The organism is Vitreimonas sp., assembly GCF_035627415.1.
Classification (GTDB): Bacteria; Pseudomonadota; Alphaproteobacteria; order Caulobacterales; family Aquidulcibacteraceae; genus Vitreimonas.
In genome coordinates this window covers 1-19,187 of the sequence record NZ_DASPLU010000033.1, presented here as the reverse complement: position 1 = coordinate 19,187, position 19,187 = coordinate 1, and the positions used below count along the sequence as shown (strand labels likewise).

Below are 19,187 nucleotides of genomic sequence, written 5' to 3'. Positions count from 1 at the left end.
CTCATTCTAGCCCGAAGCTTGGGTGCTGTAATGCGCACAATCGTGTGACATGCCGGCCGCCGTTGGGGCGGGCGGCGCGCCTGGAGTGACGAACATGAACATGGCCCAAGCCACCCGTGCTGTGTTCGCGGCGATCGTGCTGGTCGCCTGCGCTCCGGTGGAGGCGCCGGCTGAGGAGCGGCCCATGGAAATTACGCTGCAGCGCACCGTCTGTTTCGGCTTCTGTCCGGAGTACACGGTCAGCATTAGTGACGACGGCCAAGTGCGCTACGAAGGGCGGAGATTCGTCAACGTCGTCGGCGAGCGGACGTCGACGATCCCGGTCGCGGATGTCGAGCGGCTGCTGCAGCGCTTCGACGAGGTCGGCTTCGACCAGTTGCGCGACGAGTATCGCGGCCAGATGACCGATCTTCCGACCACCACGATTACGCTGACCCGCAACGGCCGCACCAAACGGCTTGTGGATTACGGCGGCACGAGCGTCGGCATGCCGCGCGCGGTGCGCGATCTGCAGGCGGAGATCGACCGCGTCGCCGGCACCGCGCAATGGGTGTTGCGCGATGGACAGCCTGTGCGCGAGCCGCCGCAGCACTGACGCTGACGGGTTCCGGTCGGGAGCGGAGCGGTCTAGGGTCCGGTCGCTTGAACGACTGGCGAGGGGTTGGAATGAGGAATTTGGTCCGCGCAGCCGCGCTTTGCGGGGCGGTGATCGCGCTGGCTGCGACGGCCGCGGCGCAGAACCTCTCGCTGCGCGCGCCGCAATGGGCGCAGGCGCTGCTTTCGGCTGACGTAATCCCCACGACGGGCGGACGCGCGCTGATCATGGCCGAAGGCGTGCCGGTGGCGGTGCGGGTGACGATCGCGCCGAGCCGCGGCGGCGTCGCACGGGTGATCCGTTACGATCTCGTTGGCGAGGAAGCGAAACTCTACGTCCGCCGCTTCACCGGCCATCCTTCCACCGGCTGGTGGCTCTGGGGCGGCGACGCGCCGCGCGTGACAACGCTGAGCGCCGCGCAACGCAACGAGATCGTGGCGCTGGTGCGCGCGGCGGCGGGTATTGGCGGACAAGTCGGCGGCGCGACCGAAGTCTGCCCCGCCGGCGAGCAGGCCTATGTCGAACTCGCTTTCGAAGGGCGCGCCACCTCGCTGGCGCGTCCGTGCGTCGCCAACTCCGACGCGGGCGGGCGCCTGGTGCTGCGCTTGAGCGAACTCGCCGGCTCGCGGACCGAAGAGGAACTCGCGGCCGCGGCGGTGGCGGAGCTGATGCAGGCGGATCGCGACTTCGCCGCCATGGCGCAGAATGAGGGCGTGCCGGCGGCGTTCCAGCATTTCGCAGCGGAAGACGCGATGATCGTCACCGGCGAAGAGATCGCCAGCGGCCGCGCCGGCATCGCCCACACCTATACCGCCTGGCCTGAAGGCGCCCGGCTCGAATGGGCGCCGGAAACGGGCCGCGTCTCGGCGCGCGGCGATATGGGTTGGACCTGGGGCAATTCGGTGATGATCCTGCCGGACGGAACGCGCCGCGAAGGCCGCTACGTCTCGGTGTGGACACGCGATTATCAGGGCAATTGGCGCTACGCCTTCGACGCGCCTATCCGCTAACCCGCAAATCCGCCCTCCGCCAAGAACTGCAGCTCTTCCGGCGTCGACTTGCGGCCGAGGATGACGTTGCGGTGCGGGAAGCGGCCGAAGCGGGCGATGATGTCGCGGTGGAGCACGGCATACTTCGTGAACTCCGGATCGCGCATCGCTTCGGTGAGCACGACGCCGCGCTCCTGCAGCGCGAGGTCCTCGGCGTGTTCGAGCGGCAGATAGAAGAATACGCGCAGATCGGTGTCGGTCGCGGCGTCGAAGCGCCGGTCGATGGCGCGCAGCGCAATGGCTTGCGCCATCGTGTCGGTGGCGTAGGCGTGCGGCGAGTTGCGGTAGATGTTGCGCGGAAACTGATCGAGCAGGATGAGCAACGCGAGCGCGCCTTCGGCGTCCATCTCCCAATGCGCGAGTTCGCGGCGCGCGGCGGCGTGATGCTCGGCCTCGAAGCCGCGGCAGCGCCCATCAAAGGTCTCGTCCTTCACGAACCAGAACTTCGGACCGGCGTCGCGCCAGAACCGGACGATCTCACCTGCGCTCGCCATCGCGGCCTCCTCTTGCGAAGCTAAGCGCTCGGCCGCGCTTCGCAAGAGGACGCAAATCAGACCGCCAAGCGTGCTTTGCGGACGAACATGATCATGAACGCGGCCGTCGCCGCAAAAACGCCGAGCGCTGCGACGATCGCGACGATCGGGTTCTGCGTCAGCATCGCGTACGCGATCCCGGAGGGCATCGCCACCGATGAGAGGACCGCCAGCGCACATTGTGGGCCAGCGAGGCGCGAGGCGCCGAGCGCGGGATAAGCGCGGTGCATCAGCCCGTAGGCGGCGAGCGTCACCCAGCCCAGCAGGTTCAAGTGCGCGTGGACCGGCGCGAATGTGAAGTCGTGTGCGACGCCCATCCAGATGCCGAGCGACTCGCCGACAAGCAGGCACAGCAAGGCCGTAGTGATGAAGATGAGGTCGTAGCGCATGTCGTCTCCAAATGTGGCGCGAGGCCGGGGCATCGGTTAGAGACGGAACTTGCCAGCGGGGCCGTAACCCGCGTCACGAGGAATTCGATGCAGGTTTTCTACGAGCGCGACGCCGATCCGGCGCTGATCAAGGCCAAGCGCGTCGCGGTGATCGGCTATGGCGCGCAGGGTCACGCGCACGCGCTGAACTTGCGCGACGCCGGCGTCGATGTCGCCGTGGCGCTGCATGCTGCGGCGCGGCGGATGGCGCAGGCGCGCGCGGACGGTTTCGCTCCGATCACGGTCGCGGACGCCGCGCGCACTTGCGACGTGTTGGCGATGTGCGCGCCGGACGAGGCGATGCCGGATCTCTACGCGGCGGAGATCGCGCCGCATTTGCGCGCCGGGCAGACGCTGATGTTCGTGCACGGCTTCGCCTACCATTACGGCTTCATCGCGCCGCCCGCGGAGGTGAACGTCGCCATGGTCGCGCCGAAAGGCCCGGGCAAGGCGCTGCGCGACGCGTACGTCAAAGGCGGCGGGCTGCCGTGCATCGTCGCGGTGGCCCAAGACAATGGCGGCGCAGAGGCGCTGGCGTACTCGTACGCCGCGGCGATCGGCTGCGGCCGCGCCGGCATGATCGCCTCGACGTTCAAAATCGAAACCGAGGGCGATCTCTATGGCGAGCAAGTCGTGCTTTGCGGAGGCCTCACGCACCTCATCCGCACCGCGTGGGAAGTGCAAGTGGAAGCCGGGACGCCGCCGGAGCTCGCCTATTTCGATTGCCTGCACGAGGTTAAGCTGCTCTCGGATTTGATCCACGAACGCGGCATCGCCGGCATGCACCTCGCCATTTCCAACACCGCCGAGTGGGGCGAATACGTCACCGGCCCGCGTATCATCGATGAACGCGTGAAGGAGGCGATGCGCGCGGCGATGGCGGACGTCCAATCCGGCAAGTTCGCGCGCGAATGGATGGCGGAGCACCGCAGCGGCGGGCTGAATTTGGCGAAGAAGCGCGAAGAGGCGGCGGCGCATCCGATTGAGGAAGCGGGGCGGACTGTGCGGGCGCTACTTCGTCGCCAAAGCCACTAAAGCAACGAGAATGCGACCTCAGACGCGCAAAGCGGCGACACGACACCGCCCGCCGCGACGTCCTGCACGTCGGACCAGCCGCTGGCGCTCGGACCACGATGCACCCGGATCACCTTGTGCTCTGCATCTATGGCCCAATATTCCGGCACGCCATGTTCGGCGTAGCGCTGCGCCTTCTCGGTGGTGTCGTACTCCCACGAGGAATGGGCCACCTCGATAGCAAGCGCCACCTTGCTCGGAGCTAGCTCTTCGATCGGCAAGTCCGCGGGAAAGATCACGTAGTCCGGCTCGAGAAACGAACTTTCATCCAGATAAAGCGTGGTCTCCGCCAGTACGTCAAATCGCTTCGGCCATGTCGCCAGCCAGCGGTTGATCAGGACGCGAATGCCCTCATGCAGCGGACCCTTTGGCGACACCGGCCTGATCTCCCCGTCCAGCAGTTCGAACTTTGCCTCATGATTGATAATGCCGCGCTCGATCAGGCCCCAAATCTGGGCCACCGAGTAGCGGGCCTTTGGCCATTGGGACGCGAGGATCGGCGCATTCATGGAAGACAATCTAGCATGACAAACCCAGCAGGGGGAGGGTAGGAGGGCGCCTCATGACCATGACCCGCATCGGCACGCCGCTTTCCCCCAACGCGCTCCGCGTCATGCTGCTCGGCGCCGGCGAACTCGGCAAGGAAGTCGTCATCGAGCTGCAGCGGCTCGGCGTCGAGACCATCGCCGTCGATCGTTACGCCGACGCGCCGGCGCAGCAAGTCGCGCATCGCGCGCACGTGATCGACATGACGGACGCCCAAGCGCTGCGCGCTCTGGTCAAGCGCGAGCGGCCGCACATCATCGTGCCCGAGATCGAGGCGATCGCCACCGACGAACTGGTGCGGATCGAGGCGGACGGCCTCGCGCGCGTGATCCCCACCGCCAACGCCGCCCATGTCACCATGAATCGCGAGCGCATCCGCGTGCTCGCCGCCGAACAGCTGAAGCTCCCGTGCTCGCCTTATGCGTTCGCGTCTTCGCTGGAGGAGATGCAGGCCGCGATCGATCGGATCGGCTTTCCCTGCTTCGTGAAGCCGGTGATGTCCTCCTCCGGCAAGGGCCAGAGCCGGCTGAAGTCGCAAGCCGATGTCGCGAAGGCCTGGGACTACGCGATGAGCGGCGGGCGCGTGCAGCAGCCGCGCGTGATCGTCGAAGGGCAGGTCGCGTTCGATTTCGAGATCACTTTGCTCACCGTGCGCGCTGCGAGCGGCACGCATTTTTGCGAACCGATCGGCCACGAGCAAGTCGATGGCGACTACGTCGAAAGCTGGCAGCCGCAAGCCATGAGCGCGCGCGCTCTCGATCGAGCGCGCAAGATCGCCGGCGAAGTCACCGCCGCGCTCGGCGGCCATGGCGTGTTCGGCGTCGAGCTGTTCGTCCAAGGCGACGAGGTCTGGTTCTCCGAAGTCAGTCCGCGGCCGCACGACACCGGCCTCGTCACGCTCGCCAGCCAGCATCAAAGCGAGTTCGCGCTGCACGCGCGCGCCATCCTCGGCCTGCCGGTCGACGCCAGTCTCCGCGCGCCGGGCGCAAGCGCGGTCATCTATGGCGGCATGGACGCCAAGGGCGTCGCCTTCGAAGGCGTCGCCGAAGCGCTCGCCGCGCCCGAGAGCGATCTGCGCCTGTTCGGCAAGCCGGAGAGCTTCAAAAAGAGGCGCATGGGCGTGGCGCTCGCCCGCGGGGCGAACACGGACGAAGCCCGTGCGCGCGCGAAACGAGCCGCGGCGGCGGTGAAGCCTGTCGCCTGATCGACCCGTACCGATTTGTAAGCGGCGGCTGCCGCCGTATCGGGTTACGCCTTCTGTAAGCGGATCAGGAGCGGGTTCGATGCAGAGAACGATTTTGGCCGCGGCGATCATGTTCGCCGTGAGTGCGGGCGCAGCCGACGCGGAGCAATTCTCCGCCCCGGTGGTCGCGCAGCAGGCGCATATCAGCAGCGCCTTCGGCCCACGCGAGGCGGGATCGTTTCATAGCGGCGTCGATATCGCCGCCGCAGCTGGATCGGAGGTGCGCTCACCGGCCGGCGGGGAAGTGATCGCCGTGCACGCGCCGGGCGCGCTCGCCGGCTATCGCGGCCAGGTGGTCGAGATCGATCACAGCGCCGAAGGGCGCACGCGCTTCTCCAACTTGGAGGCCGTGACGCTCGCGGCCGGCGCGCGCATCGAAGCGGGCGACGTGATCGGCCGCATCGCCGCCAACGATGCGCCGCACGTGCACGTCGAACTCTGGCGCGGCGGACGCCTGTTCGATCCGGCGCAGGCGATCATGTTGATCGCCGCACGCTGAGCGCTGCCCTCGGCCACTTGTCGACCTAATGGACGTCCCTGGCGCACAGGATGTGCGCGACGCTAGCGTTCGCGCTCAGGCAGGAGGGCGGCCATGCGCACACCACAAGCGCCGATCAATTCAGGCTACGGCCTGCGCACCGAGGCGCGCGAGGCGCTGGGCGGGCGCGATCTCGCCGGCAAGGTCGCGATCGTCACCGGCGGCTATTCCGGGATCGGGCTCGAGACGACCAAGGCGCTCGCCGGCGCCGGCGCGATCGTCATCGCGCCTGCGCGCAGCGCCGAGAAGGCGCAGAAGGCGTTGGTGAACATCGCAAATGTCGAGCAGGCGGCGCTCGATCTCGCCGATTGCGCCAGCATCGACGCCTTCGCCGGCGGCTTTCTCTCGCGCACCAAGAAGCTCGACATCCTGATCAACAACGCCGCGATCATGGCCTCGCCCTTGATGCGCGATGCGCGCGGCTACGAGGCGCAATTCGCCACCAACCATCTCGGCCACTTCCAGCTCACGGCGCGGCTCTGGCCGGCGCTGAAGGCGGCCGGCGGCGCCCGCGTCGTCTCGCTCTCCTCGATCGGCCACCGCATCGCGCCGCCCGATCTCGACGACCCGAACTTCGAGCGCACCGAGTACAACAAGTGGCTCGCCTATGGCCGCGCCAAATCGGCGAACGCGCTGTTCGCGATCGGCCTCGACGCGCGCGGCGCGGCGCATGGCGTGCGCGCCTTCGCCGTCCATCCGGGCGGCATCATGACCGATCTACAGCGTTACATGCCGCGCGAAGAGCAGCAGGCGATGGGCTGGATCGACGAGCATGGCAACGTCAACGAACGCTTCAAGACGCCGAGCCAAGGCGCCGCCACGAGCGTCTGGTGCGCGGCGAACGCCCAACTCGACGGCAAGGGCGGCGTCTATTGCGAAGATTGCGACATCGCCGTCGCCGTCCCGCCCGACGACAAGGGCTTCAGCGGCGTCCGGCCCTGGGCGATCGACGCGGAGCTGGCGGACCGGCTTTGGGCGTTGAGTGAAAGGATGACCGGCGTGCGGTTCGCCGCCGCGTGATCAAGCCAACCTGATCTCGCGCAAGCGTTCGAACAAGAAATCCTGTGCCGTGATCGGCTGCCGATAGCGGTTCGGATTGTCCGGCGTGACGCAGCCGGGCAGCGTTTCGATCAGATAGTCCGGCGCGAAGTGCAGAAAGAACGGGATCGAAAAGCGCGGCAGGTGCGCGCGCTCGGGCGCCGGGTTGACGACGCGGTGCGAGGTCGACGGCAGCTGGTGGTTGGTCAGCCGCTGCAGCATGTCGCCGACATTGACGACGAGCGCGCCTTCGGGCGGATTCACATCGAGCCACTTGCCTTCGCGCGTCAGCAGCTGCAGGCCGGCTTCCTCGGCGCCGAGCAGCAGCGTGATGACGTTGATGTCCTCGTGCGCTTCGGCGCGCACGCCCTCGGGGTTCGGCGGCGTCGGTGGGTAGTGCAGCAGGCGCAGCACCGAATTGCCGTCGCGCGTCGCGCTGACGAAGAAGTCCGGCTTCAGCTGCAAGAACAGCGCTATCGATTGCAGCAGCTCGCCGCCCAGCGCATCGAGCGCTGCATAGAGCGCGTAGACGTCCTCACGAAACGACGCGATTTCGCTCGGCCACACATTGTGCGGCATGAAAGCGCGATAACGATGCCCCTCCGGCAGTTCGCGGCCGACGTGCCAGAATTCCTTGAGATCGACTTTGGCCGCGCCTTTCGCCGCCTCGACCCCGAACGGCACGTAGCCGCGTTGGCCCGCGCCGCCGGCGACGTGATAGCGGCGCTTCACCTCGTCCGGCAGCGCGAAGAAAGTCTTGGTCGAATCGAGCGCGCGCGCGATCGTTGCGCTGTCGAGACCATGGTCGCGGACGATGGCGAAGCCGAAGCGCGTGTAGCTCTCGCCCATGGCGCGCGCGAAACCGTGCGGATCGGCGCGGCGTTCGCGCATCGAGAGGGCGGGCAAAGCGTCGAGGACCATCAGGCGGCGATTTACGCCGCGCCTCGAACCCGACGCAATGTCTTAACGGCGCATTTACGATTCGCCGCCGAGCCTGCGCGCCAAGTTGAAGGAGCTTTGCTCATGTTCTTTTTCGGGGCGCATTCCTGGCGCGGCGAAAGTGGCCGGCGTTATCGGTTCAAGTGTGTCCTGACCAAGGGCGGTCTGCCGCCGGGCGGCCAGGGCGGCATCTACATCTTCGTGCGCCGGCGCTGGGCGTTTTTTCTGGAAGTGCTCTATGTCGGCAAAGCGCACGATTTGCGCTCGCGGCTCCTGGGGCACGAGAAGTGGGGCCGCGCCTACTGGTATTACGGCGCCACCGAGCGCTACGTGCTCGGCCCGATCCGCGACGAGGCCGACAGGCGGCGGATCGAGACCGACCTGATCCATAGCCTCAAGCCGCGCATGAACGACGTCGAGATTCCGCAGGCGAAAGCGGCGGCGTCGAAGCGGAAGGCCGCGGCCAGCCATGCTTTCGACATGAGCGCGCTGCTCGGACGGCGGACGCAGCGGGCGGCGTGACCGCTTGACCCCCGCGGCGGGGCGGGCGAGAGCCAAGGCCGATGAACGAAACCGCCGAGCCTCAGCAGCCCAGACCCGGCCTGTTCGCGAAGCTCGCGGACTTCGCCAACAACATGGATGCGCGCGCCTGGCGCGCTGTGGCGATCTCGGTCGCCATGGTGGTCGTGGTCGGCGCGATGCTGGTGGTCGGGCGCCTGTTCTATGGCGCCGAGATCGAGGCGTTCATCGATTCCACGCTGGGTGAGGCGCGGCGCGGCCACTGGGGGCTTCTGGCCACCATCCTCGTCTTCACGGTGACCGCCTATGTCGGCGCGCCGCAAATCGTTCTGATCGGCGCGTGCGTCGTCGCGTTCGGGCCGGAAGCGGGGTTCTGGTACGCCTGGATCGCCACCATCGTCTCCGGCGCGGCCACCTATTTCACCGGCCGGCTCTCGAGCGCCGAGACGCAGAAGCGCTTCGGCGGCGCGACCGGCGGCCGCTTCACGCGCTTCATGGGCAAAAACGCCTTTCTCGCCAGCCTGATCGTGCGCTTCGTGCCGACGGCGCCGTTCATCGTCGTCAACATGGCGTTCGGCGCGGCGCGGGTGAATTTCTGGCCGTTTCTCGCCGGCCTCTCGCTCGGCGTCTTGCCGAAGACCGCGATCATCGCGTTTGCCGGCGACGGCATCATGGACGCTTTGGAGGGCGACCTCGGCGCCGCGGCGCTGATGGGCGTGCTTGCGATCGCGCTTTGGATCGTCGTCGCCGTGATCGTGCGCAAATGGGTGCGGCGCCAATCCGGCGGCTAGAAAATCGGCGCGTGTGGCGGACGGGGCCGCGCAGCTGCGCTATACTGAATCGTCATGAAGAAGCTTGTGATCACTGTTGCGCTGGCGCTTGCCGCGTGTGCGGAGAGTTCGCCGCCGCCGGACCTCGGTTATGGCGCCAATCCGCAGCTGCCGCCGCCGAAGGAAGACGGCGCCATTCCAACGCTGAATCCGGCCACCGCAGTCGGTTGGCCGGATGACGCCGCGCCCGTGGCGCCGGCTGGCTTCGTGGTCACGCGCTACGCCGAAAATCTGACTCACCCGCGCTGGCTCTACGTGCTGCCGAACGGCGATGTGCTGGTTGCGGAGAGCTCGACCACGCCGTCCGAAGGCGGCGGCATCGTGGGTTGGATTCGTAATCTGGTGCAGCGGCGGGCCGGCGCGATCGCCGAGAACGCCAATCGCATAACGCTGCTGCGCGACAGTGACCGGGACGGCGACGTCGATGAACGGCACGTCTTCGCCGAAGGACTGAATCAGCCGTTCGGCATGGTTCTCGTCGGCGACAAAATCTACGTCGGCAACACCGACGCAGTGGTGCGCTTCACCTACAGGACCGGCGCTATCCGCGTGACCGGCGCGGGCGAGACCGTGCTCCAGCTTCCCTACAACGAAGGCTCGAACGGCCACTGGACGCGCAATCTGATCGCCAACGCCGATGGCTCGAAGATTTACGTCGCCGTCGGTTCGGTTTCCAACGCCGGCGATGACGGCATGGAGGTCGAGCAGGGCCGCGCGGCGATCTGGGAGTTCAATCCCGATGGCTCCGATGCGCGGATCTATGCGTCCGGCTTGCGCAATCCTGTCGGCATGGGCTGGGCGCCTGGCGCGAACACGCTGTGGGTCGCGGTGAACGAGCGCGACATGCTCGGCGACAATCTCGTGCCCGATTACATGACCAGCGTCCGCGAGGGCGGTTTCTATGGCTGGCCCTACTACTATTTCGGCGACCATCGCGATGAGCGGATCGACATCCCGGCGAACGTGCGATTGCCGTCGCCGATAGCGCCGGATTATGCGCTTGGTTCGCACACCGCCTCGCTGGGGCTCACGTTCTACACCGCGTCGGCATTCCCCGCGCAGTATCGCGGCGGCGCGTTTATCGGTCAGCACGGCTCCTGGAACCGCAATGAACCGAGCGGCTACAAGGTGATCTTTGTGCCGTTCTCGAACGGCGTTCCGAACGGTCCCCCGCAGGACTTTCTCACCGGCTTCCTCGACGGCCGCGGCGGCGCGCGCGGGCGCCCGGTCGGCGTCGCGACCGATCAGACCGGCGCATTGCTGGTGGCGGACGACGCCGGCGACATCGTCTGGCGCGTCGCGCCCGCTGCGGCGGCGACGCAGTAGAGCGGGGCGGCTAGCGTTTCTCGCAGCGCCAGACGAGGCGTTGCGACGGGTTGCCTTGCGCAAAGCGCATCAGCGTTTCGTTGCGGCGCGCGACGGCTTCGCTGGCCCCGTCACCTACGCAGCCGCGGCCGGCGCTGGAGGTGGCGACCGCTTCGTTGGCGTCGGCGAAGGCGCTGTCGTCGAGCGGATAGCGTTCGCGGCGGAATTCGCCGCTGGCCGGATCGATCGTCAGCACATCGAGCGCGCGCGCTTCGCCGAGCACGATGGCGCGGCGGAAGCGGGCGCCGCCGTCGATCGGCGCATAGAGGGTGCGTTCGTTGACGCAGAGCGCGCCGGACGCGTTGAAGCTCATGTCCGCCACGCCTTGCGCGCCGCTCGAGGCCTCCCGGTCCAGCGTGCAGGTGATCGCGCCGCTGAAGTCAGAGGCGTCCGCGGTCTGCTCGGTCTGTTCGCTCTGGGCGCGCATCAAGGCGATGCCGGCGGCGACGATCAGGATCGCGGCGATCGCCGCCCCGCCGACGATCGTCATCACCCCCATGCGTTTGCGCGGCGCTTCGAACGGCTCCGGCTCACGCTGCTGCACGTGGGGCTGATGCGGCACGGCGACGTGCCCGTTGCCGTTTTCGCGCTTGCGCGACAGCACGATGGCGCCGAGCACGCAGACCGCCACGAACAGCGCCAGCGTGCCGCCGATCAGGATGACGACGGCGATGCGCGTCAGCCGGTCCGCGGTTTGGAGTTTCGCCTCCAGCTCCTGGTTCTGCGCCTGCAGCGCATCGATCGTCTGCGTGCGTTCGGCCTGGATGCGTTCGGCGAAGGAAAGGCAGCGCTCGTCGCTCAGCGTCGGCGTGACGCCGGCTTCGTCGAGGAATTGCAGCAGCTGGGCGGCGCGGGTGGAGACGCCGCGGGTCTCGCGCGTGTCGGCGCCGGAAACGTGCCAGGAGTTCACGCCGATGACGCGGCCGCACTCGTCCAGCAGCGGCCCGCCGGAAGAGCCCGAGGAAATAACCGCCTGGTGGTTGATGGTGGGGATCGGGTCCCCCGTCGGCGCCTGATCGCGCAGGGAGGCGATCTGACCCGAGGTTCGCGAGGGCGGCGCAGGGCGCAGCAGGTCCGCGCCGGACGCACCCTGATAGTCCACATCCGGATAGCCGAGCGCGACGACCCCGTCGCCAGTATGCGGCTCTACTGTGGAAATCGTCAGCGGCGTCAGGTCCGGTTCGCCGCGGAACTCGAGCAGCGCGAGTTCCGTCAGCGGCGAGTAGCGGATGATGTTGGCGGGCAACAGCCCGTCGCCCTGCGGCGGCACGATGGCCACACCGTACTCCGCCCCCTGGCGGGCCGGGGCCACCACGTGCGCGTTGGTTACGACGAGGTTCGGCGCGACGACGAAGCCGGAACCGGAGCCGTAGAGCATCCGGCCTTCGCTGGTCTGCAGGATCACGACGACCCGCACGATGCCGCGCTCAGCCTCGTCGACGCTCGTCTGCGCCGCGGCCGAGGTTACGAAGGCGAGCGTAAAGACGGCCGCCAGGAACCTTAACGCTTTGATGACCAAGCTTTTCCCCAACCGGACCTTGGGTTGCCCCACCGGAATAATCGGGCGCCCTCGCTGCTGCCGCAAGCGCGCGCGCCAGTCTCGCCGCAGGTGTGTCTTTGCGGACAAATGCGGCGTTGCTGCGGCCGGACGCGGCCCGCCCCTTGCATCGGCCGTAACATCGCGGCAAGTGCAATCCGTCGGCGACGGGGGCGGTCGGCGGCGGAACAGCGCGAGGCGGTGGGCCTCCAGCGCATTACGCCCCATCGCCCTCATTTCGGCCCAGAGAGCGTGTTCTTGGCCGGCTCCGTCTCAGGATTGTTAAGCTTGCCGCGTTAAGCCCAGGGCAAGGGCTGATTCGGCCGCTCTTATTCGGCGAGGGTTTTCAACGCATGCTCGGCAACATGTTCGGTCTCGTGGCGCCAGACTTGGCGATCGATCTCGGGACCGCGAACACGCTGATCCACGTGAAGGGGCGCGGCATCGTTCTCGATGAGCCGTCGGTGGTCGCCTATGTCAACGAAGGCGGCCGCAAGGTGGTGTACGCCGTGGGCGCCGAAGCCAAGACCATGCTCGGCAAGACCCACCGCAACATGGAAGTCATCCGCCCGCTGCGCGACGGCGTCATCGCCGACTTCGACGTGGCCGAGGAGATGATCAAGCAATTCATCCGCAAGGTGCTGCCGCGCCCGGCGCTGATCTCGCCGCAGATCGTCATCTGCGTGCCGACGGGCGCGACACCGGTCGAACGCCGCACGATCCTGGAGAGCGCGCAAGCCTCGGGCGCGCGCCGCGTCAAGCTGATCGAAGAACCGGTAGCGGCCGCGCTCGGCGCGGGCCTCCAGATCGACGATCCGTCGGGCTGCATGGTGGTTGATATCGGCGGCGGCACAACCGAAATCGCAGTGCTTTCGCTGGGCGGCCTCGTCTGGTCGCGCTCTCTCCGCGAAGCCGGCGACAAGATGGACGAGGCGATCATCCAATACCTGCGCCGTCAGGAAAACCTGATGATCGGCGATAGCACCGCCGAGCGCATCAAGAAGGAAATCGGCACCGCCAAGGCGCCGGACGTCGGCCAGGGCATGAGCCTGCCGATCAAGGGTCGGGACAATCTCTCGGGCGTGCCGAAGGAAATCGTCGTCACCGAAGCCATGGTCGCCGATGCGCTGGCCGAGCCGGTGACGCGCATCGTCGACGCCGTCCGCCAGGCCTTCGAGCAGATGCCGCCGGAACTTGCGGCGGACATTTACGACCACGGCCTGATGATGACGGGCGGCGGCGCGCTGCTGCGCAACCTCGATACGGTGCTGCAGGAACGCATCTCGATCCGCGTCTCGGTCGCCGACGACCCGCTGCGCTGCGTGGTCAAGGGCTGCGGCATCGCTCTCGATACGATCAACTCGTCCGAGGCGCGCCGTTTGCTGACGGAAGAGGTCTGAAGCTGCGGGGCGCACGTGCGGAATCACGGCTGACGCGGTAGTCACGTGTTCGCGCGCGCCCGTTGGGGCGCGCCGGTTGGAAGAGGCGGCGTAGGTGGCCAGACGCAGGAGCGTTGTGCGGCGTGCGGGCGCGGGACGGCAGGTGCCGGCCGGCGTGCTCTTGGGCATCGTCCTCGTGATCGGCGCCGTCGTGTTGATCGTCTCGCGCTTCGGCACGGCGCCGGGTACGGACGCGGTGATGCAGACGGGCGACGACACCGCCGCCGCCGCCGGGCGCGTCGCGACAGGTCCGGTGCGGACCGGCGAGAACTTCTTCCAGCGCATCGGCGGCATGTGGGGCGCGACCGAGCGGGTCGAGCAGCTCGAGCGCGAGAACCATGAACTCGAGCAATGGCGCGAGCTGGCGCAGCGCCTGGCCGAGCGCAATGCGCGCTACGAGGCGCTGCTGCGCATGCCGGCGGACGCGTTCGGCGAAGGCGCCGACATCGAAAACTCGATCGCCGCTCAGCTGGTGCTCGATAGCGGCGGCCCGTTCACGCGGACGCTCGTCGCCAATGCGGGCGCCGATCATGGCGTGCGCACCGGCTACATCGCCGTCAATGAGAATGGTCTGATCGGCCGCGTCGTCTCGGTCGGCCGCCGCTCGTCGCGCGTCCTGATGCTGGACGACTACAATTCGCGCATCCCGGTGATGGGCGAGGCCTCGCGCGTGCGCGCGGTGCTGGCCGGGCAGGCGACGCGCCCGCCCGAGCTCATCACCCATCCCTATCAGCTGCAGGCGCCGCGGATGGATTTCATCGTCGGCGCGCAGAGCCTTCGTGAAGGCGAGCGCGTCATCACCTCCGGCGACGGCGGCCTGTTTCCACGCGGCATCCCGGTCGGGGTGGCGCGCCGCCAGAACGACGGCTCGTGGCGCGTTGCGCTGGCGGCCGCGCAGCAGCCGATCGATTTCGTGCGGCTCATTCCGTTCGTGGGCGTGATCGCGCCGGAGTCGGAGCCGGTGGAAACCGAGGGTCCGCCGCTCGCCGCAGGATCTGCGGTCGCGGTCGTCGGCCGTCAGACGATGGCGCCGCCGCCGACCGCGCCGAGCATGGCGCCGCCGCCCGCGGTAGAGCGTCCGCGACCGCAACAGCAGCCGCAGGCCCAGCCCGCCAACGCCGCGCCGCCGCCGACGCAACAGCAGCCGCCGCAACGGCGTCAGCCGCAACCGCAGCCGCAAGTGCAACCGCAGCAGCAGGAAGAGCCCGCTGAAGCCGATGAGCCGGCGCGGGAGCGCGAAGAGTGAGCGTGTTCGGCCTGCGTGCGCCGAGCCGGCGCGCGTTGCGCGCGTGGGGCCTAGTGCTGGCGATCGCCAGCGTCATCCTGCCGGCGCTGCCGCTCGGACCGCTGTTCGCACAACCGCCGCTGCCGCTCGCAGTGCTGTGGGCGGCCTATGGCTGGGCCGCGGAAGATGAGAGCGGCTGGCGCGCGCCGCTGACGCTCGCGCTGCTTGGCCTGGTGCACGATCAGCTCGCCGGCGGCCCGTACGGCTTGTTCGTGCTGATCTACCTCTCCGCCTATCTGATCGGCCGCGTCGCGGCGGTGGCGATGTCGGCGCCGAACCTCGTTTCGCTGTGGGGCGGCTTCATCGTCACGGCGCTGCTGACGATCCTGATCGTCGCCGGCGTCGAACGTGTGCTCGCGCCGATCGCGGTCACCCCGTACGCCGAAGCCGCGCTGATCACGGCGATCCTGTTTCCGCTGGTGCGGCCGCTCTATATGAGCGGCTCCGCCGGCCTTCGTCAGGGAGCGCGCAGATGAAGGGCAAGCGCGTAGGATCGACGCTGCCGAAGCGCGACGCGAACGTCATCTTCAATCGGCGTGCGGCGCTGCTCTCGTTCGCGGGCGCAGGAGTCCTGGGCGCGATCCTGTTCCGGATGGGCCAGCTGCAAGCCACCAACGCGTTCACTGAAGAATATTCCAACGCCGCCGACGAGAACCGCTTCGATACGCGCATCGTGCCCCCGCCGCGCGGCGTGATTTACGATCGCTTCGGCACGATCCTGGCGCAGACGAGCAAGGATTATCAGGTCGCGGTGCTGCGGGCCGAGGTCGAGGACCTCGAGGGCATCGTCGGCCGCGTCGCGCAAATTCTCGGCCATGACGCCGAATGGGCGCGGCGCGCAGCCATCAAGGTGCGCGGCGGGCAGCGTTACGAGCCCGTGCCGATCAAGGAAGGGCTGACCTGGGAAGAGTTCAACGCCATCAACGTGCGCTTACCTGAGCTACGCGGCGTGGTCGCACAACCCGTCGATGTGCGCGCCTATCCGTACGACGTCGTCTACGGCCACCCGATCGGCTACGTGCAGAAGCCGACGCAGCGCGACATCGATCGGGCGCTCGAGAACCCGGAAGAAGGCGAAGCGCGCGCCGTCTATCTGCGCAACCCGCACGTTCGCGTCGGCAAGGCCGGCTTGGAAGCGTCGATGGAGGGCGTCCTGCACGGCGAAGCGGGCTGGCGCAAAGTCATCGTCAATGCGCGCGGCGTGGAGCAGGGCGAGGACGAGAGCGAGCGCCGCGAGCCAAAGCGCGGTTCGGGCCTGGTGCTGACGCTCGACCACGAACTGCAGCGCACCGCGATGCAGAATTTCGGCGAGCAGTCGGGCTCGGCCGTCGTCATGGACATTCACACCGGCGATCTCTTGGTGATGGCGTCGGCGCCGGGCTTCGATCCGAACCTCTTCGTCAACGGCATCGGCCAAGCCGACTTCGACGCCTACAATCTCAACGAACGCAAGCCCCTCTACCACAAGTCCGTCACCGGCGTTTACCCGCCGGGCTCGACGTTCAAGATGATCGTCGGCATCGCCGCTAAGCAGGCGGGGCTCGAAGACAATTGGCGCACCTCGTGCGGCGGCGGCTTCTATTACGGCGGGCGCACGTGGCACTGCTGGAGCCGCCACGGCAGCGTCGATCTGCACGGCGCCATCAAGCACTCGTGCGACGTGTATTTCTATCAAGCCGCCTTGCGCGCCGGTCCCGAGCGCATCGCCGCGGTCGCGCGCCAGTTCGGCCTCGGTCAGCACTTCGATATCAACGTGCCCAACATTCGCGACGGACTCATCCCCGATCCGACCTGGTGGCGCGCCAACCGCAACGAAGGCTGGACCGGCGGCCTCACCGTCAATTACGGCATCGGCCAGGGCGCGATGGGCGTGACGCCGCTGCAGCTTGCAGTCATGGCCGCGCGGCTCGGCAACAACGGCTACGCCGTCAATCCGCGGCTCGTCCGTGAGGCGCCGGGCGTCGGCGAGCCGCCCCGGCCGCCGCACATGAGCGGCATCGAATCCGAACACCTCGCGCGCGTGCGCGATGGCATGTACGGCGTCTGCAACGAACCTGGCGGCACCGCCAACAGCGCCGGGCGGCTTGAACTCGTGCGCCACCCCGAGACGGGCGCGGCGACGCCGGCGACGCCGGAGACGCGCGGCTGGCAACCGGTGCAGATCGCCGGCAAGACCGGCACCGCGCAGGTGCGCGCGCTCGGCGGCAACCGCGGGCGCCACTACTCCACTATCGAATGGAAGTACCGCGATCACGCGCTCTTCTGCTGCTTCGGCCCCTGGCATGAGCCGCGCTACGCTTGCGCCGTCATCGTCGAGCACGGCGGCGCCGGCTCGTCGGTTGCAGGCCCGATCGCGCGCGAGATCATGAAGGCGACGCTCGTGCGCGATCCTTCGCAGCGCGCGCCGGCCCAGCTGGCGCAGCTCGAACAGAACATGGGGCGCAGCGCATGACCATCGCCGCCACGCACGGCCCGAACACGTTGTTCGACCGGTTCGCCAAGCTGAACTGGGGCATCATCACGATCCTGATCGCGCTCGCCTTCGTCGGCGTGCTGATGCACTTCTCGGTGTCCTCGGGCGCCTGGACTGACATGCCGCTCACCCACGGCATCCGCTTCGCGGCGATGATGAGCGTCGTCATCATCGCGGCGATGTTCCTCGACGCGCGCTTCTGGCTTGCGATCGCCTATCCGCTCTACGGCTTGGCGCTGCTGCTGTTGGTCGGCGTCGAACTCGTCGGCGAGACGCGCATGGGCGCCCAACGCTGGCTCGATCTGGGGCCGGTGTCGCTGCAGCCGTCGGAGATCATGAAGGTCGGCATCGTGCTGGCGCTGGCGCGCTATTATCACCAGCTCGACGCCCGCCGCACCGGCACCGTGCTCTGGATCGTGCCGCCGTTCCTGATGATCGTCGCGCCCGTCGCGCTCGTCATGCACCAGCCCGACCTCGGCACCGCGCTGATGATCCTGTTCGCCGGCGTCTGCATCATGTTCCTGGGCGGGCTGCTTTGGCGCATCATCGCCGCGGGCGCGATCGTTGCCGTGGGCGGCGCCATCTTCGCCTATACGAGCGTGCTGCACGATTATCAGCGCGACCGTGTCAACGTCTTCCTCGGCATCACCGACGATCCGCTCGGCGCGGGTTATCACGTGCTGCAATCGAAGATCGCCATCGGCTCGGCCGGTCTGTTCGGCCGCGGCTACTTGCAGGGCACGCAGAGCCAGCTCGACTTCCTGCCGGAAAAGCACACCGACTTCATCTTCACGATGATCGTCGAAGAGTTTGGCTTGCTCGGCGGTGTGCTCGTGCTGGGCCTGTTCGGCGCGCTCATGGGCCTCACCATGCAGGTCGCGCTGCGCGCGCGTTCCATGTTCGGCAAGCTCGCCGCCGGCGGCGTTGCGGCGACGCTCGCGTGCTACGTCTTCATCAACACGGCGATGGTGATCGGCCTTGTGCCGGTCGTCGGCATCCCGCTGCCGATGATCTCCTTCGGCGGCACCGCCATGTTCACGCTGCTCGCCTGCTACGCCATCGTGCTCAGCATAGACCTCCACCGCGACCAGCACGGGGCTAGAGGGTGGCTGTGGTGAGGCGGCGCTCGCGTTGAAGCGTCAGATCATTTCGTCATTCCGGGGCAATGCGAAGCATTGAACCCGGAACCTAGGGGCAAACGACGTGCGGGTGGCCCCTGGGTTCCGGATCGCGCTTCGCGCGTCCGGAATGACGAGTGTGAAGGCTCTCAGGTCAGTTTGCGCCGGAGGGAAGTCACCAAGTGGCTCTCTCCGCCATCCAATCGGTCGCGCGCACCAGAGAGTCGATAATTCCCGGCTCCAAGCTCGAGTGCCCCGCATCGTGCACGATCTCGAGCTCCGCTTCCGGCCAGGCTTGCTTCAGATCCCAGGCGCTCTTCATCGGCGTGCACATGTCGTAGCGGCCTTGGGCGATGCGGCAGGGGATGTCACGTAGCCGCGGCGCCTGTTCGAGCAGCCAGCCATCGCGCTCGAAGAAGCCGCCATTGACGAAGTAATGGCTCTCGATGCGAGCGAACGCTTCGACGAAGCGGTCCTCATTGAACCGCGCCGGCAAGGCGCTGGGGCCGGCGATCGAGATGGTTTCGCCTTCCCAGCGCGCCCACGCCCGCGCCGCGCGCAGACGCGTCTCCCACTCAGGCGATGTCAGGCGACGGTGAAACGCACCGACAAGATCGCCGCGCTCGTCTTCCGGGATC

19 protein-coding genes and 1 pseudogene are annotated in these 19,187 nt (G+C 67.7%); 14 read left to right on the top strand and 6 right to left on the bottom strand.

All coding sequences use genetic code 11. The features are described from left to right. Nucleotides 1–94 precede the first annotated feature (94 nt). Both VEA80_RS17825 and VEA80_RS17820 read left to right on the top strand, forming a co-directional pair. Nucleotides 95–595, top strand: coding sequence for a DUF6438 domain-containing protein (locus VEA80_RS17825; protein WP_325062134.1), 501 nt, complete (start codon nucleotides 95–97; stop codon nucleotides 593–595). A gap of 71 nt (nucleotides 596–666) precedes the next feature. Then, nucleotides 667–1,605, top strand: coding sequence for a YybH family protein (locus VEA80_RS17820; RefSeq protein ID WP_325062133.1), 939 nt, complete (start codon nucleotides 667–669; stop codon nucleotides 1,603–1,605). On the opposite strand, the gene VEA80_RS17815 is transcribed toward VEA80_RS17820, so the two are convergent. Next, the gene (locus VEA80_RS17815; protein WP_325062132.1) at nucleotides 1,602–2,138 is read right to left on the bottom strand and encodes a DUF924 family protein; all 537 of its coding nucleotides are present in this window, start codon (nucleotides 2,136–2,138) and stop codon (nucleotides 1,602–1,604) included. The two genes, VEA80_RS17820 and VEA80_RS17815, sit on opposite strands and share 4 nt — an antisense overlap. A 56-nt stretch (nucleotides 2,139–2,194) precedes the next feature. Next, nucleotides 2,195–2,566 (bottom strand): hypothetical protein, encoded by a 372-nt coding sequence (locus tag VEA80_RS17810; RefSeq protein ID WP_325062131.1) that lies wholly within the window; start codon nucleotides 2,564–2,566, stop codon nucleotides 2,195–2,197. An 87-nt stretch (nucleotides 2,567–2,653) separates the two neighbouring features. Between VEA80_RS17810 and ilvC the strand changes: the two genes are divergently transcribed. Further along, complete coding sequence (ilvC, locus tag VEA80_RS17805) at nucleotides 2,654–3,640, top strand: ketol-acid reductoisomerase (protein WP_325062130.1); 987 nt, start codon at nucleotides 2,654–2,656, stop codon at nucleotides 3,638–3,640. On the opposite strand, the gene VEA80_RS17800 is transcribed toward ilvC, so the two are convergent. Further along, complete coding sequence (locus VEA80_RS17800; RefSeq protein WP_325062129.1) at nucleotides 3,637–4,188, bottom strand: Uma2 family endonuclease; 552 nt, start codon at nucleotides 4,186–4,188, stop codon at nucleotides 3,637–3,639. The genes ilvC and VEA80_RS17800 overlap by 4 nt on opposite strands. A gap of 53 nt (nucleotides 4,189–4,241) precedes the next feature. On the opposite strand from VEA80_RS17800, the gene purT reads away from it, so the two are divergent. The 3 genes from purT to VEA80_RS17785 all read left to right on the top strand — a co-directional run bounded on the left by purT (nucleotide 4,242) and on the right by VEA80_RS17785 (nucleotide 7,026). Next, nucleotides 4,242–5,429, top strand: a complete 1,188-nt coding sequence (gene purT / locus VEA80_RS17795) for a formate-dependent phosphoribosylglycinamide formyltransferase (protein WP_325062128.1) — start codon at nucleotides 4,242–4,244, stop codon at nucleotides 5,427–5,429. A 79-nt stretch (nucleotides 5,430–5,508) separates the two neighbouring features. Then, the gene (locus tag VEA80_RS17790; protein ID WP_325062127.1) at nucleotides 5,509–5,967 is read left to right on the top strand and encodes a M23 family metallopeptidase; all 459 of its coding nucleotides are present in this window, start codon (nucleotides 5,509–5,511) and stop codon (nucleotides 5,965–5,967) included. 93 nt (nucleotides 5,968–6,060) lie between these two features. Continuing rightward, on the top strand, nucleotides 6,061–7,026 hold the full coding sequence (locus VEA80_RS17785) for an oxidoreductase (RefSeq protein ID WP_325062126.1): 966 nt from the start codon (nucleotides 6,061–6,063) through the stop codon (nucleotides 7,024–7,026). Here VEA80_RS17785 and VEA80_RS17780 read toward each other — a convergent pair whose 3' ends face one another. Next, nucleotides 7,027–7,965 (bottom strand): isopenicillin N synthase family dioxygenase, encoded by a 939-nt coding sequence (locus tag VEA80_RS17780; protein ID WP_325062125.1) that lies wholly within the window; start codon nucleotides 7,963–7,965, stop codon nucleotides 7,027–7,029. It abuts the gene before it with no gap. Between the two features lie 102 nt (nucleotides 7,966–8,067). Between VEA80_RS17780 and VEA80_RS17775 the strand changes: the two genes are divergently transcribed. The 3 genes from VEA80_RS17775 to VEA80_RS17765 are packed head-to-tail and all read left to right on the top strand — an operon-like array spanning nucleotide 8,068 to nucleotide 10,658. After that, nucleotides 8,068–8,505 carry a GIY-YIG nuclease family protein gene (locus VEA80_RS17775; RefSeq protein ID WP_325062124.1) on the top strand — a complete coding sequence of 146 codons (438 nt, stop codon included), beginning with the start codon at nucleotides 8,068–8,070 and terminating at the stop codon, nucleotides 8,503–8,505. A 41-nt stretch (nucleotides 8,506–8,546) separates the two neighbouring features. Continuing rightward, the gene (locus tag VEA80_RS17770; protein WP_325062123.1) at nucleotides 8,547–9,293 is read left to right on the top strand and encodes a TVP38/TMEM64 family protein; all 747 of its coding nucleotides are present in this window, start codon (nucleotides 8,547–8,549) and stop codon (nucleotides 9,291–9,293) included. 54 nt (nucleotides 9,294–9,347) lie between these two features. Then, the gene (locus VEA80_RS17765) at nucleotides 9,348–10,658 is read left to right on the top strand and encodes a sorbosone dehydrogenase family protein (RefSeq protein WP_325062122.1); all 1,311 of its coding nucleotides are present in this window, start codon (nucleotides 9,348–9,350) and stop codon (nucleotides 10,656–10,658) included. 10 nt (nucleotides 10,659–10,668) lie between these two features. Here the strand turns inward: VEA80_RS17765 and VEA80_RS17760 are convergent, their stop codons facing one another. Beyond that, nucleotides 10,669–12,216: a serine protease gene (locus tag VEA80_RS17760; protein WP_325062121.1), complete on the bottom strand. Its 1,548-nt coding sequence runs from the start codon at nucleotides 12,214–12,216 to the stop codon at nucleotides 10,669–10,671. Nucleotides 12,217–12,587: 371 nt separating this feature from the next. Between VEA80_RS17760 and VEA80_RS17755 the strand changes: the two genes are divergently transcribed. From VEA80_RS17755 to rodA, 5 genes are all read left to right on the top strand, one after another. After that, on the top strand, nucleotides 12,588–13,634 hold the full coding sequence (locus VEA80_RS17755; protein WP_325062120.1) for a rod shape-determining protein: 1,047 nt from the start codon (nucleotides 12,588–12,590) through the stop codon (nucleotides 13,632–13,634). Nucleotides 13,635–13,728: 94 nt separating this feature from the next. After that, a complete protein-coding gene (gene mreC / locus VEA80_RS17750) occupies nucleotides 13,729–14,919 on the top strand; it encodes a rod shape-determining protein MreC (protein ID WP_325062119.1) in 1,191 nt (396 codons plus the stop codon). Continuing rightward, complete coding sequence (locus VEA80_RS17745) at nucleotides 14,916–15,434, top strand: hypothetical protein (protein WP_325062118.1); 519 nt, start codon at nucleotides 14,916–14,918, stop codon at nucleotides 15,432–15,434. The genes mreC and VEA80_RS17745 overlap by 4 nt, the downstream gene beginning before the upstream one ends. Beyond that, nucleotides 15,431–17,410 (top strand): penicillin-binding protein 2, encoded by a 1,980-nt coding sequence (gene mrdA, locus VEA80_RS17740; RefSeq protein ID WP_325062117.1) that lies wholly within the window; start codon nucleotides 15,431–15,433, stop codon nucleotides 17,408–17,410. Before VEA80_RS17745 ends, mrdA begins: the two co-directional genes overlap by 4 nt. Continuing rightward, on the top strand, nucleotides 17,407–18,549 hold the full coding sequence (gene rodA / locus VEA80_RS17735; RefSeq protein WP_325062116.1) for a rod shape-determining protein RodA: 1,143 nt from the start codon (nucleotides 17,407–17,409) through the stop codon (nucleotides 18,547–18,549). The genes mrdA and rodA overlap by 4 nt, the downstream gene beginning before the upstream one ends. A gap of 175 nt (nucleotides 18,550–18,724) precedes the next feature. Here the strand turns inward: rodA and VEA80_RS17730 are convergent. After that, nucleotides 18,725–19,187 (bottom strand): annotated as a pseudogene (locus VEA80_RS17730) (prolyl aminopeptidase); the annotation flags it as partial.